Source organism: Streptomyces sp. NBC_00984 (genome assembly GCF_045162475.1).
Lineage (GTDB): Bacteria > Actinomycetota > Actinomycetes > Streptomycetales > Streptomycetaceae > Streptomyces.
Genome location: NZ_CP108734.1, coordinates 8,081,017 through 8,094,524 on the forward strand (window position 1 = coordinate 8,081,017; position 13,508 = coordinate 8,094,524).

Sequence of the window (13,508 nt, forward strand, 5' to 3'; positions counted from 1 at the left end):
GGCCTGTGCGGCTCAGGGCACTGTGCGGCTCAGGACACGCGGTGCTCGGCGGACGGACCTGAGGCCGCGCCGACGGGATCCATGTGGGCCGGCGCCGGCGGCGCCGCGGCGCCTTGGCCCGGCTGCCCGGACTTGCCGCCGAGCAGGGTGAGAGGCGGCCCGGTGGCGACGGTGGTCAGGAGCGCCATCACGACGGGCGGAGCCGGACAGCCGGGACGAGACCGTGGCCGGTCGGTTCCGGGGGCCGGCCGAGGCGCCAGGTCGTTGTTCATTCCTCTCCCATGGGCCAGGACGCGAACTGCCGCCTGCCGTAGAGCAGCGGCGCCCCGTCGAACAAGGTGATCGCCTCTACCTGGCCGAAGACCACGGCGTGGGTGCCGACCACCTGGACATCGCTCAGCTGGCACTCGGCCACCGCCAGCACGTCGTCGACGAGCCACGGCATACCGCAGTGCTGGGTGTGCTGCCAGCGCACCTGGGCGAAGCGGTCCACGTTCCGGGTTGAGAAGAGCCGGGCCGTGCCTGCCGCGCGGGCGTGCAGCAGGTTCACCGCGAACGCACCGCAGCGGGCCGCAACGGCCAGGGTCACGCTGGAGGCCTCCAGACAGACCAGCAGGGTCGGCGGGGAGAGGGTCACGCTCGTGAGGGACGAGCAGGTCAGCCCCTGCGGCGCGCCGTTCTCCAGCGAGGACGTGATCACGGCGACACCGGTCGGGAAACTGCTCATCAGCGACCGGTACTCGTCCACGAACGGCTCGGTGCCGGTCGCGCCGGGGTTGCCGACGTGATCGGGCCCGGTCACGGCGTCGGAGCGGAGCCGGGTGCCCGGTCCTGGCGCTCGCGCATGCCGGTCAGGTACTCACGAGTGCCGGGCAGCGCCTTGACCGGCTCGGCCGCCTCGGCCGGCAGGGAGCATTCCTTGTCGAAGCTCTTGGACTTGTCGCCGAACTGCAGCCACCAGTCGGCGAGGTGGAAGCCGTCGGAGACGCGCGGCCGCTCGAACGGGTGGTGAAGGCGCGTGCCGTCGCCGCGCCTGTTCTCGAAGCGGATGCCGTGCTTGGAGGCGTCGGAGGCCGCCGGTATCCACTCCGCCTCGTCCAGGCCCAGGAAGTCGAGGAAGTGCCGGATCGTACCGAAGGTCGCCTCGCCGACACCGATCGTCCCGACCCGGTTCGACTTGACCGGGGTGCCGTCCACCTTGTCGCCGAACGTGGCCTTGGGATACGACGCGCTCATCCATCCGGATGTGCCGCCCCCCACGATCAGGACTGGATGAACCATCCCGTGCCTCCTTGAGAACGCAGAGCGGTTCGAGTGCCGAACCGACCCGACCACCCTGGAGGCCGCGGCTATAGCCGACCCATCGATGACCATGCGCTCCGCACGCCGCCGGAGCCGCTGGCCGTTCCCCCAGTACTGCAACGGTGCTTGCCGTGGCAAGGCTCCCGGCTGGCCGCCTCGGTGCTGGAAACCTGCCCGCCGGTCCGCGGGCGAGGTTGCCCAGGTCTGCCCGGCCGGCGCTTTCCGCGCTCCCGACAGCCTGGCGATCACCCTCTCCCCGTCCGGCCCCGAAGCAGTCCGAGCCCGCAACAACCGCGGCACAACCCACTTCCAGCGGCATCCCCAACGAAGGCTTCATACGCACAACTTGAGGAATCCAGCACCAGGGGACTTCGCACAGGGGGGAAGTGGGTGAACAACTTCCGATCCGAGGCACTGCGGGCCTCAACGCGCACGAGTGCCGGGAGTGCGGCAAGCAGGGCGGTCAGCGCGCCAGTGAGGCGTACGTCGGCGGCGATGAGACCGTCGGCTTCCTCGACCGCGACGTAGAGCCGCCTGCTGTCCTGCCCGGTGAAGAGGAAGCCGCACAGCGCCGGGCGCGGGGGTGCCTCGACGGCCGGCCAGGCCGGTGTCCGCAGGACGCGCAGTACCTGGTCCGTACGTGCCGGTGGTGCTGGATCGACGACTGAGGTGTCCACCCGTACCAGTGCCATGCCCATCACGGACGCGTCCGGGGACGGTGGGCCGCCGGATGCGAGCGTGCGTGCCAGCCCAGTGCCAGCGGAGCGGTGACCGGCTCGTCTTCGTCGTCCACCAGCGGTACCTCGTAGGCGACCTGCGCGTTCGGCGTCACGGCGTCGGCGGCGCCGGTCACGATCCGGACAGCGTCCCGCGTCGGTAGAACACCGCTCAGAAAGGTCCGAGATTCGCACGCCACTGGCCCTGGACCGACGTGATCACCAACGTCCTGGCACGACTCGAAGCTCTCCCCAACCCAGGCTGACCAGCACGATCCCTTCCCTACGATCAGCACCACCCCGACCGGAGCCGTGGAACCCGGCGCCCACCCGACGCGACAGCCGGGCCATCAGCATGGCCACCACCAGCCCGAACAACCGAAACGGCCCGCGGAATTCGCCGAAACCGGCGGACCGTCACGAAAGATCGAGGTAGAAGCTGTATCCATACCGATCATCGAGCATGAGGATCGAACGGATTTCAGATCGGTGATCGGTGCGGTATGGATACGGCTTCCGGGAAATCATCACGCATGTGCGGGCATCGCCAGCCACAGCAAAGGCGCCCGGCCTTTCGCGTCCGGTTGCTCGGGGGGCCACAGGGCCCCTGGGGCGCGGCCCAGGGCCTGTGCCGCGTCCACGAAGTTGACCTGTGGCGAGGTCAGCCTGTCAGCTGCCTGTACCCAGATCCGGTTCTTGCCGGCCAGTGGCATCGCTGACCAATCCAGGTCACTGTCCGAGGACGTAGCAAGGACCGTGTCCGACGGGACAGCGCGCACAGTCTTGCGGGCCGCCTCGAGGATTGTGTCGCCCACCAGGTGGAGCGGCTGGGTATCCAGCCGCTCCAGGCCGGCAACCGGCTTCGTGTCGGGTGCGATGCGCAACGCGGCCCGCTGCTCCCGCTCGTCCCACTCCAGGTGCAAAAAGCCTCCCTCGGCCAGGACGGCCGGGTTCGGGGACAGAAAGACCACGTACAGGCCGAAGAGCGGCCATCGACCGGGCAGGTCGACAGGCAGTTCGTCGCCCCCTTCGCACTCTGCCTCGTGCGGCCAGGGGATGAGGTCGTCGTCCGGGTGGACCATGTGCCGCCCTGCGGCCCGCCATGCACCGATCGACGCCAGCCGCGCGGCATCGACGGACCTCTGTGCTGTCGGGAGGCGCCTTCGATGCCCGTCCTGTTACTGGTGTAGTGGTGCGCCAGTACCTCTTGGACCCGGGCCACCGGCAGCCAGCACCACGAGGGGACAGTGGCCCCGGCTGCCACGCGTTCCGTGTCCAGGCGCTCGAAGATCCCCGGATACCTCTGCTCTGCCTCCCGCTCCAGTTTCTCCAGCCGCGCCGCGGCGGCCCTGTACATCACAGGAAGCCACCGCAGCGTCTTCGGCGTCTCACCGTCACGGTGCTCGACGAAGCTCTCGGCATACATGGTCCGGTCCATCAGTGCTCTCCACAACACAACATCGGCAACGCAGCGGCTCCGGGCGGTAGGAGCTGCCACTCCGCCACTGTGCCCTTGTGCCCTATGTAACCGCCAGTGCAGGCACCCAGAGGCCGTATCGGGCCCGAGCCGAGGAAACCGCCCGCGCCCCTTCGATCTCGTCACCGTGTACGAGGAACGGGCCATCAGGCGTGCGGACAGGGCCTCCTGGCCCGGTGTGGGAGCTGCAAGACTTTGGAGTCTTTGTCGCCGTCACCAAGGGCGACCATGACAACACCTCGGACGAGGACCGCTTGTGCATACGCACAGCCGACCACGCCGAGGATGAGCGCATCACCATCCGCGACCGTACACAGGGCGGAATCCAGGAGAAAGCCGAGGACGGCGGTCATTTCGGCGGCCGACCACCATTCTGCTGGCGCATCGTGAACAAGGGAGTCAAGGGCGAGAGCCATCTCGCGCTCGACACCGACGGCGACGTCGACAGCGAGAAGCTGAGCCATGCCGCCCTTCGCGCGGGCTGGCGTTTCATCGTCAAGGAGCACAACAGCCGTAACAGGGCCGCGAGTCGGCTCGAAGCCCTCGGGTACGACTCGCCTACCGACGTGGGACGGTGCGGTGAGACGCTGTACCGCATCCTCACCAGCCCGCCCGTGCAGAGGGGCGTCCGGATCTTCCGGAACCCCACGGCGGTCGGGCGGGAACGGGGCACCCAGATCGTGTAAGGGGCAAGTTCACAGGAGGTTACCGGGGGATCGCGGGACCGGGACCGGACGTCCCCGACCCCTGTGACGGTCCGGGGGATTAGGTTGGCGGAGAAAAGTTTTCGGGCAGCCGGACTCGCGATGGGGGCGAGCATGACCATGCTAAAAGGAGCCAATGTTCCGGTGACGGCTCAGGCCGTGCGGGTCGAATTGGGGTGGCGCGCCTCCCCGGGGACACCGGATGTCGATGGCTCGGCGCTCCTTCTCGTGTCGGGAAAGGTGCGCAGCGACGCCGACTTCGTCTTTTACAACCAGCCCTCCCACGCATCCGGTGCGGTGCGCCACGAGGGCAAGCGGACCGCCGGTGGCGGGATGACGGACAACCTCGCGGTCGACCTGGCCCGCGTCGAGCCGGCCATCGACCGCGTGGTCCTGGCGGCCTCCGCGGACGGCGGCACCTTCGGCCGGGTGGCCGGGCTGTACGTACGGATCACGGACGCGGCGAGCGGCCGGGAGATCGCGCGCTTCGACAGCGCGGACGCGACGGTCGAGACCGCGTTCATTCTCGGGGAGCTCTACCGGCGCCAGGGCGCCTGGAAATTCCGCGCCGTCGGCCAGGGATACGACACCGGCCTCGAAGGCCTCGCGACCGACTTCGGTATTTCCGTCGATGAACCACAGCAGGCCCAGCGGACTCAGCCGTATCACCAGCCCCAGACGCCTCAACAGCCTGTGAGCGCAACGCGGGTCGACCGCCTGCCACCGGTTCCGCCCGCGCCGCCGACGGCACCGCCGGCACCTTCCGCACCCCCTGCCACCGCGCCCGTCCGCCTGTCCAAGGTGACACTCACCAAGGACGCGCCGTCGGTCTCCCTCGCCAAACAGGGCGGCACTTCGGGAGCGCTTCGGGTCAATCTCAACTGGGAAGTGCGCAAACAGTTCAAGGGCTGGGGAAGCAAACTTGGCAGAGCGGTAGCCAACCACTCGGACCTCGATCTCGATCTCTGTGCTCTCTACGAACTGACCGACGGCCGCAAGGGAGTCGTGCAGGCGCTGGGAAACGCGTTCGGCGCACTCCAGCACCCTCCTTATATCCATCTCGACGGGGACGACCGCACCGGCGCCGTCGCCACCGGCGAGAACCTCACCGTCAACCTCGACCACAAGAACAAGCTCCGACGCGTCCTGATCTTCGTCACCATCTATGAAGGCGCCCGGAGTTTCGCCGATCTCCACGCGACCGTCACTCTCCAGCCCCAGCACGGCGCGCCGATCGACTTCTCGCTCGACGAATGCACCGTCCCGTCCACCGTCTGCGCACTGGCGCTCCTGACCAACAACGGGGGAGACCTCATGGTGCAGCGCGAGGCCCGCTATCTCGTCCCCGAGCGCGGAGTGAGCCCGCAGCGCACCATCGACTACGCCTACGGGTGGGGCATGAACTGGACGCCCGGCCGTAAATGACCCCCCGGTGGTCCGGCCGGCCCTGCGGCCGCCGGCCCACCGCCGGCTCCGCTCACCGGTCCGGCGCGGCCTCGGGACGGGTGTAGGTACGCCCCTTCCAGGCCGCGCCGCGGCCCCGGTGGTGCTGCACCGCCGAATCGACCGTCATCAGCAGATAGAGCACCGCGGTGAACGGCAGCAGCGGCGCCTGCCACAGCGACTGCCGGTAGTAGCCCAGCATCGGCAGATACGTCCCGGTCATCACCGCCCACGCCGCGCCACCCGCCCAGCCGGCCACTGGATCACCGGTCAGCAGCCCGGTGACGAGCGCGACCGGCGGCACGAGATAGACGAGCGCGAGCCCCAGCACCATCCCCAGCAGTAGCGGCGGACTGTGCCGCAACTGGGCGTACGCGCTCCGCGACACCATCCGCCACAGATCCGCCAGCCGCGGATACGGCCGCACGCTGTCCACCCGCTCGGCGAGCCCCAGCCAGATCCGCCCGCCGCTGCGCTGCACCGCCCGCGCCAGCGACACGTCGTCGATCACCGCCTGCCGGATCGACTCCGGCACCCGCGCCCGCTCCGCCGCCCCGGTCCGCAGCAGCACGCAGCCACCGGCCGCCGCGGCCGTCCGCGCACCCGCCCGGTTCACCCACCGGAACGGATAGAGCTGCGAGAAGAAGTACACGAAGGCCGGGACGACCAGCCGCTCCCAGATACTCGACACCCGCAGCCGCGCCATCTGCGAGACCAGGTCGAAGCCGCCCGACACGGCGGCGGTGACCAGCTCCCGCAGACTGTCCGGCTCATGCGCGATGTCGGCGTCCGTCAGCAGCAGATAGTCCGGCTCCCGGGTCCGGGCCAGCGCGATCCCGTGCCGCACGGCCCAGAGCTTGCCCGTCCAGCCGGGCTCGGGCTCACCCGGCGACACCACCGTCACCGGCAGTCCTCCATGCCGTACGGACAGTGCACGGGCGACGTCCCCGGTCCCGTCCTTGCTGCAGTCGTCGACGAGGAAGATCTCCGCCCTCCCCGGATAGTCCTGCGCCAGCAGCGACGGCAGACTCACCGGCAGCATGTCGGCCTCGTCACGTGCGGGCACCACGATCGCGACGGACGGCCATCGGTCCGGGGCATCCCGGCTCGGCAGCCGCTGGCCGGTCCGCCAGAAGAACCCTTGTCCCAGCAGCAGCCACACCCATGCGGCCAGCGAACCCACGGCGATCCAGGCAACGGCACTCATTCGCCGCAGTCTGCCCCACCCGGACGGAACCGCAAGGGCGGTCGACTAAGGTGACCGGGTGAAGATCGCGCTCATGGACTCAGGAATCGGCCTGCTCGCGGCAGCCGCCGCAGTACGCCGGCTGAGGCCCGACGCCGATCTGGTGCTCTCCTCCGACCCCGACGGCATGCCCTGGGGACCGCGTACGCCCGAGTACGTGACCGCCCACGCGCTCGATGTGGCCCGCGCGGCCGCCGCCCACCGGCCGGACGCACTGATCGTCGCCTGCAACACGGCCTCCGTGCACGCCCTGCCGGCGCTCCGCGCCGAGCTCGAACCCACGCTGCCGGTCATCGGCACCGTCCCGGCCATCAAGCCGTCCGTCGCCGGTGGCGGACCCGTCGCGATCTGGGCCACGCCCGCCACCACGGGCAGCCCGTACCAGCGCGGACTCATCGGCGAATTCGCCCGCTCCGTCGACGTCACCGAGGTCCCCTGCCCCGGCCTCGCCGACGCCGTGCAGAACGCCGACGAGAGCGCGATCGACCTGGCCATCGCCGCAGCCGCCGCCCTGACCCCGCGCGATGTCCGGGCCGTGGTCCTGGGCTGCACTCATTACGAACTGGTCGGCGAGCGCATTCGTGCCGCCGTGCGGCAGCCCGGTCTGCCGCCCGTCGCGCTGCACGGATCCGCCGGTGCCGTCGCGGCCCAGGCGCTACGCCGGATCGGTGCCGAACCCGCTCCGTCGGCCGAACCGTCCGAGGGTCTCGCCGTGCTCCTCGGCGGACGCCCCGCCGACCTGCCGAAAGCCGCTCTGGCCTACGCCGAGGGGCAGCTGCTGGGGGCTGTCAGCCCGGTCCGCTGACCCGTCGGGGGCCGTTGGACCCATCCCCGGCGTGCGGAAATTTAAGTACGCTGCTGGCATGAGGGACCATCCCCGAGAACCCCGACACACCGGAGCCGAACCCCACTCCGCCGTCTGGATCGGCCGGGCCACCAACCGGGCCCAGTGGGTACTCGCGGCCGCGGGCGCGGCCTGTCTGGCGCTCGGTGTCCAGCTGGCCGTCAGCTCCAACTGGACCTCCGGGATCATCCCGCTGCTGATGTCCGTGATCGGCTGTGTCGCCGCCGGACTGCTCATGCTGTTCGGCACTCTCGCCTTCGTGAACGTGGCCGTCAGGATCGACGGGGACGCCCTGGAGGTGCGCTGCGGCCACATGGGCCTGCCGCGCCGCCGGATTCTGCTCACCCATGTGGTGGGCGCGGAGTTCGCACCCGAGGTCACCCCGCGCCAGTGGGGCGGCTGGGGCTACCGCTGGCGCCCCGAGCAGGGCACGGCCGTGGTGGTCCGCAGGGGCGAGGGCCTGGTGCTGCGGCTCGGCGACGGCAGGACGTTCACCATCACGGTCGACGACGCGGAGGCGGGCGTACGGTTCATCCGCGAGCGCCTGCACCTGCCCGCGACCGGCGCGACGGCCGGAGCCTGACGCCGGGACGACGGCGGGCCGGATCTGTGCGGGAAAGCGACGGAACGATCCGGTACGAAGGGTTCCACCACACGGGCGGGGCTGCCGGACCCACAGCCGGCCACCGTAGACTCCGCCGGGTGAGCGCCACCATCACCCCAGTCGAAGCCGCGCAGCCGGCCTCATCCCCCGTGTCCCGGAAGCGACGCCTGGTACGGCCCGTCGCCGCCGTGATCGCGGGTGCACTGTTGTATTTGAGCTTCCCGCCGCGCCCCCTGTGGTGGCTGGTCCTGCCCGGTTTCGCCCTGCTCGGCTGGGTGCTGCACCGGCAACGGCTCCGCGCCGGGTTCGGACTAGGCCTCCTCGCCGGACTGGGCTTCATGCTGCCGCTGCTGCACTGGACCGGCGAGGAGGTCGGCCCGGTGCCGTGGCTGGCCCTCGCCGCCGCCGAGGCCGTGTTCATCGCGGTTGGCTGCATCGGGATCGCCGCCGTCAGCCGCCTCGCCTGGTGGCCGGTGTGGGCCGCCGCGGTCTGGATACTCGACGAGGCGGTCCGGGCCAGGGTCCCGTTCGGCGGCTTCCCCTGGGGGAAGATCGCATTCGGACAGGCGGACAGCGTGTTCCTGCCGCTCGCAGCCGTGGGAGGCACACCGCTGCTCTCCTTCGCGGTGGTGCTGTGCGGCTTCGGTCTCTGCGAAGCGGTACGTCAGTTCCGTGCCTACCGCCGTACCGGCAGGCTGCCGCGGGCGGCCGTCGCCGCCGCGGCGGCGACCGTCCTGGTACCCGTCGCAGGCGCCCTCGCCGCGCTGCCCCTCGTCGACGACTCGGCCGAGGACGGCACCGCGACCGTCGCCGCGATCCAGGGCAACGTGCCGCGGCTCGGACTCGACTTCAACTCCCAGCGCCGTGCCGTCCTGGACAACCACGTGCGTCGCACGGAGCAGCTCGCCCGGGAGGTGAAGGAGGGCAAGGTCCCGCAGCCCGACTTCGTTCTGTGGCCCGAGAACTCCTCCGACCTCGACCCGTACCGGAACGCCGACGCCCGGATCGTGATCGACGACGCGGTGAAGGCGATCGGCGTGCCCACCGTGATCGGGGCGGTGGTCGAGCCCGACACCGGGAATCTGCGCAACACCCTCATCCAGTGGGACCCGAAGAAGGGCCCGGTCGACACGTACGACAAGCGCCACATCCAGCCGTTCGGCGAGTACATGCCGATGCGTTCCATCGCGCGGATCTTCAGCTCGGACGTGGACCGGGTGCAGCGTGACTTCGGCCCCGGGAAGAAGGTCGGCGTCTTCGACCTGGCGGGGACGAACGTGGGGCTCGTGACCTGTTACGAGGCCGCGTTCGACGACGCCGTACGGGACACCGTCATGCACGGCGGTCAGCTGATCGCCGTGCCCAGCAACAACGCCACCTTCGGGCGCAGCGAGATGACCTATCAGCAGCTGGCCATGTCCAGGGTGCGGGCGGTCGAGCACAGCAGGTCCGTCGTCGTCCCCGTCACCAGCGGGGTCAGCGCGGTCATCCGCCCGGACGGGACGGTCGTCCGGAAGTCGAAGCTGTTCACCCCGGACGCGCTCGTGGACGAGGTGCCGCTGAGGTCCTCGCTGACGCCCGCGACCCGGATGGGCACGCTCCCTGAAGGAGTGCTCGCGCTGATCGCCGTGGCAGGGCTCGGCCTGGTCACCGTCCGTTCGGTACGCAGCCGGCGCGGCCGGTGACCCGCCGGCCGCGCAACGTAGGGTCGCTCCATGGCTACTCCTGATTTCATCCGAGAGATCCGCGCAACCGCAGGCCAACAACTGCTCCTGCTGCCCGGGGTCACCGCCGTCGTCTTCGACGACGAGGGCAGAGTGCTGCTCGGCCGCCGTTCCGACACCGGCAAATGGTCGGTCATCGGCGGCATCTGCGAGCCGGGCGAGCAGCCGGCGGCGACGGCGGAGCGCGAGGTGTACGAAGAGACCGCCGTGCGCTGCGTGGCGGAGCGGGTGGTGCTCACACAGGCCCTGGAGCCCGTGCAGTACGCGAACGGCGACCGCTGCCAGTACCTCGACGTCACCTTCCGCTGCCGGGCGACCGGCGGCGCGGCACGCGTCAACGACGACGAGTCGCTGGACGTGGGCTGGTTCCCGGTGGACGCGCTGCCGCCGCTGAACGAGTTCGCGCTCTTCAGGATCAAGCAGTCCATGACCGATGAACCCACCTGGTTCGAACCCACCGCCCAGCAGTAAGGACCGTGGTCCGCCGGGCGGGCCCGGTTTCCCGGGCCGCCCGGCGGACGACGCTCAGACGGTACGGGCGTTTGCCGGCAGCGCCTCGGACGCGTCCGGGGCGGCCGAGCTTCCGTCGATGTCCGTGAGGTCCCGGTGCCTGGTCTCCTTGGCGCAGCCGACCGCCAGCAGGGTGATGAGCGCCGCTGCGATGACGTACAGCGAGATGGGCGTCGAGCTGTGGAAGTCCGCGAGCAGCGCGGTGGCGATGAGCGGCGCCGGAGCACCGGCCGCGACCGAGGAGAACTGCGCCCCGATCGACGCGCCCGAGTACCGCATCCGGGTCGCGAACATCTCCGAGAAGAAGGCCGCCTGCGGTGCGTACATCGCCCCGTGGAAGACGAGCCCGACGGTGACGGCGAGCAGCACGCTTCCGAAGTTCCGCGTGTCGATCAGCGCGAAGAACGGGAACGTCCACAGCCCGACACCGATCGCGCCCACCAGATAGACCGGCTTGCGACCGACCCGGTCCGACAGCGCGCCCCACATCGGGATGACCGCGAAGTGGACGGCCGAGGCGATGAGCACCGCGTTGAGCGCCGTCTGCTTGCTCAGGTCCGCCGCCGTGGTCGCGTAGACGAGCACGAACGCGGTGATGACGTAGTAGCTGATGTTCTCCGCCATCCTGGCGCCCATGGCGATCAGCACATCGCGCCAGTGATGCCGCAGCACGGCGACGAGCGGCATCTTCTCCGTCGTCCCGGCCGCGGACCTGCGCTCCTCGGCCTGCGCCAGCGCGGCCTTGAAGACCGGTGACTCGTCGACGGAGAGACGAATCCACAGACCGATGACCACCAGGACACCGGAGAGCAGGAAGGGGATGCGCCAGCCCCACGCCCCGAAGGCGGATTCCGACATCAGCGCGGTGAGCGCGGACAGCACCCCGGTGGCGAGCAACTGCCCGGCCGGCGCACCCGTCTGTGGCCAGGAGGCCCAGAAACCGCGCCGCTCGGCGTCCCCGTGCTCCGACACCAGCAGCACGGCCCCGCCCCACTCACCCCCGAGCGCGAAGCCCTGCACCAGCCGCAGGACGGTGAGCAGCACGGGGGCGGCGGCCCCGACCGTGGCATGCGTCGGCAGCAGTCCGATGGCGAACGTCGCTCCGCCCATCATCAGCAGACTGAGCACCAGCAGCTTCTTGCGGCCGAGCCGGTCGCCGTAGTGCCCGAACACCAGGGCACCGAGCGGCCGGGCGGCGAAGCCGACCGCGTACGTGAGGAAGGACAGCAGCGTGCCGACGAGCGGGTCGGACTCGGGGAAGAACAGCTTGTTGAAGACCAGCGCGGCGGCTGACCCGTACAGGAAGAAGTCGTACCACTCGATAGTGGTCCCGATGAGACTTGCGGCGACGATGCGCTTGAGCGAGCGGGTGGTCGGCGGGGCGGATGCCGAGGCAGCCATGAACACCACTTCCGGGCGGTTGGCGGGGACGGTTTCGTGTCGCCACACCGTAGGAATGGGCAGGTCAGAGGCACATGTGGCGGGACACCATAGTTCTCGGGCCGGGTGTGCGCGGGGCCACTATGACAGGCACGTCGAGACTGCTTCGAGGACCGTATTGAAGGCCGGCAGGCGCCTGTCAGGATTGCGCTATTAGGCATGGTTTATTGCCCTGGTGCTGACTCCCGTGCTGGTTTGGTGCTGACCTGAAACCGCATGTCAGCACCCCTGATCACCTGTCCCGTGCTGACTTGGTGCTGACTACGCAGCGTTGAACTTCGGCATTCGGGGCGGATCGGGCGGGTAGTGTTCTCCCCTTCCGCGCGCCTGCGGTCAGGCCTGGCGGGTTTCTGCGGAGCCGGCCATGGTTGGTGGCACGTGGTCCCGCACCGGCAGGCCCCCCGCACCGTGAAACCCATGCATAGGCGGCCGGATGAACCCACGCGACTACACCTATGCCCCGCCAACCGCCGCTTCACCACCATCGACCCGGAACCCTCCACGGCCGGAACGCCCAACTCCTCGCCGTACGCCTATGTCAACAAGCCCCCCAACCAGTCCGCCCCCCTCCAGCCGCTGCCTCCTGTGCTTCTCCGCAGTAATCGGCGAACCGTCGCCACGTGGTGTGAGACCAACGCGGCTGGTTACCGGAGCCACCAAGCAGCCGGGCAGCGGCAGCGCATCGGACAGGCCATCGACTACGCCGACGTCCCCCGCGACGACATCGCCCCCGTCCTCGCGGAACTCGTGCGACAACCCGGCATCCGCCGCCGCATCCTCGAACTCACCGCAGGACCCACCCCCATCGCGGACGCCGTTGCCTGCGCAGTTGCAGCTCCAGGTCGCAGGTTCCGTGGTGGCCGATGCCCGTCATGTCCCCCGTGAAGCCGGGGATGAGGCCGACCTCTTTCGGGGCGGCTTTGAGGTAGACGAGTGTGCGAAGCCGCGGCAGTGGCAGGCGGAGCGCAGGGATGGCTTCCATGTGCTGCGGCACACGTACACCTCGATCGTCCTTGAGGGTGGGGAGTCCGTGGTGACACTGGCCAGGTGGCTGGGGCACTCGTCTGCAACCATCACGCTGGACCACTATGCCCACTTCGTGCCGGAGGCGCGTTGCCCGATCGACAGTCTGCTCGATGGTCAGGCCAATGGAGACATGGTTCCAAACTCCGCAGATTTTCCCCCGGCTCGTCCGTGAGCGCGCTAGGCCCCTAGCGCAGGGCGCTGACCTGCTGATTCGTCGCCAAGGGTGGTGCTGACCTGCGGCGATTCATCTTTCGTCGCCTTTCAGTGTCGTATGCGTTTGTGCAGCTCAAACTCCTCACGAGCTCCCCGCCTCGCCCGGGGACTCCCCAGCCGCTCCCCAGGGGGAGCGGCTGGGGGCGACCGGCAGAGAGGCGCTCATCTGCGGCTTTTCCTGGCGGGGAGGGCTCTGGAGACCATGAGTTCGGGCTGCCTGGCGCGGCAGGCTGTCTGCTGCGGTTGGGCGGTTCCTGCC

15 protein-coding genes and 1 pseudogene are annotated in these 13,508 nt (G+C 69.8%); 8 read left to right on the forward strand and 8 right to left on the reverse strand.

The window, feature by feature from the left end:
- Positions 1-29 precede the first annotated feature (29 nt).
- The 3 genes from OG520_RS35915 to OG520_RS35925 form a co-directional block, all read right to left on the reverse strand.
- Positions 30-188: a hypothetical protein gene (locus OG520_RS35915; RefSeq protein ID WP_406015884.1), complete on the reverse strand. Its 159-nt coding sequence runs from the start codon at positions 186-188 to the stop codon at positions 30-32.
- Between the two features lie 80 nt (positions 189-268).
- Entirely contained in the window at positions 269-802 is a 534-nt protein-coding gene (locus OG520_RS35920; RefSeq protein WP_406015885.1) for a flavin reductase family protein, read from the reverse strand.
- Positions 799-1,281 (reverse strand): tryptophan 7-halogenase, encoded by a 483-nt coding sequence (locus OG520_RS35925; protein ID WP_406015886.1) that lies wholly within the window; start codon positions 1,279-1,281, stop codon positions 799-801. The genes OG520_RS35920 and OG520_RS35925 overlap by 4 nt, the downstream gene beginning before the upstream one ends.
- Positions 1,282-1,688: 407 nt before the next feature.
- Here OG520_RS35925 and OG520_RS35930 point away from each other — a divergent pair, with 407 nt between their 5' ends.
- Positions 1,689-1,970 (forward strand): hypothetical protein, encoded by a 282-nt coding sequence (locus tag OG520_RS35930; RefSeq protein ID WP_406015887.1) that lies wholly within the window; start codon positions 1,689-1,691, stop codon positions 1,968-1,970.
- A 29-nt stretch (positions 1,971-1,999) separates the two neighbouring features.
- On the opposite strand, the gene OG520_RS35935 is transcribed toward OG520_RS35930, so the two are convergent.
- The gene (locus OG520_RS35935) at positions 2,000-2,155 is read right to left on the reverse strand and encodes a hypothetical protein (protein WP_406015888.1); all 156 of its coding nucleotides are present in this window, start codon (positions 2,153-2,155) and stop codon (positions 2,000-2,002) included.
- A 390-nt stretch (positions 2,156-2,545) separates the two neighbouring features.
- On the reverse strand, positions 2,546-3,100 hold the full coding sequence (locus tag OG520_RS35940) for a hypothetical protein (RefSeq protein WP_406015889.1): 555 nt from the start codon (positions 3,098-3,100) through the stop codon (positions 2,546-2,548).
- A 571-nt stretch (positions 3,101-3,671) separates the two neighbouring features.
- Between OG520_RS35940 and OG520_RS35945 the strand changes: the two genes are divergently transcribed.
- Both OG520_RS35945 and OG520_RS35950 read left to right on the forward strand, forming a co-directional pair.
- Positions 3,672-4,181, forward strand: coding sequence for a hypothetical protein (locus OG520_RS35945; protein WP_406015890.1), 510 nt, complete (start codon positions 3,672-3,674; stop codon positions 4,179-4,181).
- 120 nt (positions 4,182-4,301) lie between these two features.
- On the forward strand, positions 4,302-5,624 hold the full coding sequence (locus tag OG520_RS35950; RefSeq protein WP_406015891.1) for a TerD family protein: 1,323 nt from the start codon (positions 4,302-4,304) through the stop codon (positions 5,622-5,624).
- Positions 5,625-5,676: 52 nt separating this feature from the next.
- On the opposite strand, the gene OG520_RS35955 is transcribed toward OG520_RS35950, so the two are convergent.
- Positions 5,677-6,849, reverse strand: a complete 1,173-nt coding sequence (locus OG520_RS35955; protein WP_406015892.1) for a glycosyltransferase — start codon at positions 6,847-6,849, stop codon at positions 5,677-5,679.
- Positions 6,850-6,907: 58 nt separating this feature from the next.
- On the opposite strand from OG520_RS35955, the gene OG520_RS35960 reads away from it, so the two are divergent.
- From OG520_RS35960 to OG520_RS35975, 4 genes are all read left to right on the forward strand, one after another.
- Positions 6,908-7,693, forward strand: coding sequence for a glutamate racemase (locus OG520_RS35960; RefSeq protein ID WP_406015893.1), 786 nt, complete (start codon positions 6,908-6,910; stop codon positions 7,691-7,693).
- A gap of 58 nt (positions 7,694-7,751) precedes the next feature.
- Complete coding sequence (locus OG520_RS35965) at positions 7,752-8,315, forward strand: hypothetical protein (protein WP_385333987.1); 564 nt, start codon at positions 7,752-7,754, stop codon at positions 8,313-8,315.
- Between the two features lie 119 nt (positions 8,316-8,434).
- Complete coding sequence (gene lnt, locus OG520_RS35970) at positions 8,435-10,021, forward strand: apolipoprotein N-acyltransferase (protein WP_406015894.1); 1,587 nt, start codon at positions 8,435-8,437, stop codon at positions 10,019-10,021.
- Between the two features lie 30 nt (positions 10,022-10,051).
- The gene (locus OG520_RS35975; RefSeq protein ID WP_399334121.1) at positions 10,052-10,531 is read left to right on the forward strand and encodes an NUDIX hydrolase; all 480 of its coding nucleotides are present in this window, start codon (positions 10,052-10,054) and stop codon (positions 10,529-10,531) included.
- Positions 10,532-10,585: 54 nt separating this feature from the next.
- Here the strand turns inward: OG520_RS35975 and OG520_RS35980 are convergent, their stop codons facing one another.
- Together OG520_RS35980 and OG520_RS35985 are read right to left on the reverse strand one after the other, a co-directional pair.
- Positions 10,586-11,971 carry an MFS transporter gene (locus tag OG520_RS35980; protein ID WP_406015895.1) on the reverse strand — a complete coding sequence of 462 codons (1,386 nt, stop codon included), beginning with the start codon at positions 11,969-11,971 and terminating at the stop codon, positions 10,586-10,588.
- Between the two features lie 823 nt (positions 11,972-12,794).
- Positions 12,795-13,004 carry a hypothetical protein gene (locus OG520_RS35985; RefSeq protein ID WP_406016686.1) on the reverse strand — a complete coding sequence of 70 codons (210 nt, stop codon included), beginning with the start codon at positions 13,002-13,004 and terminating at the stop codon, positions 12,795-12,797.
- Between OG520_RS35985 and OG520_RS35990 the strand changes: the two are divergent.
- Positions 12,951-13,208: pseudogene (locus OG520_RS35990) on the forward strand (site-specific integrase); the annotation flags it as partial. The gene OG520_RS35985 and the pseudogene OG520_RS35990 sit on opposite strands and share 54 nt — an antisense overlap.
- Between the last annotated feature and the right edge of the window lie 300 nt (positions 13,209-13,508).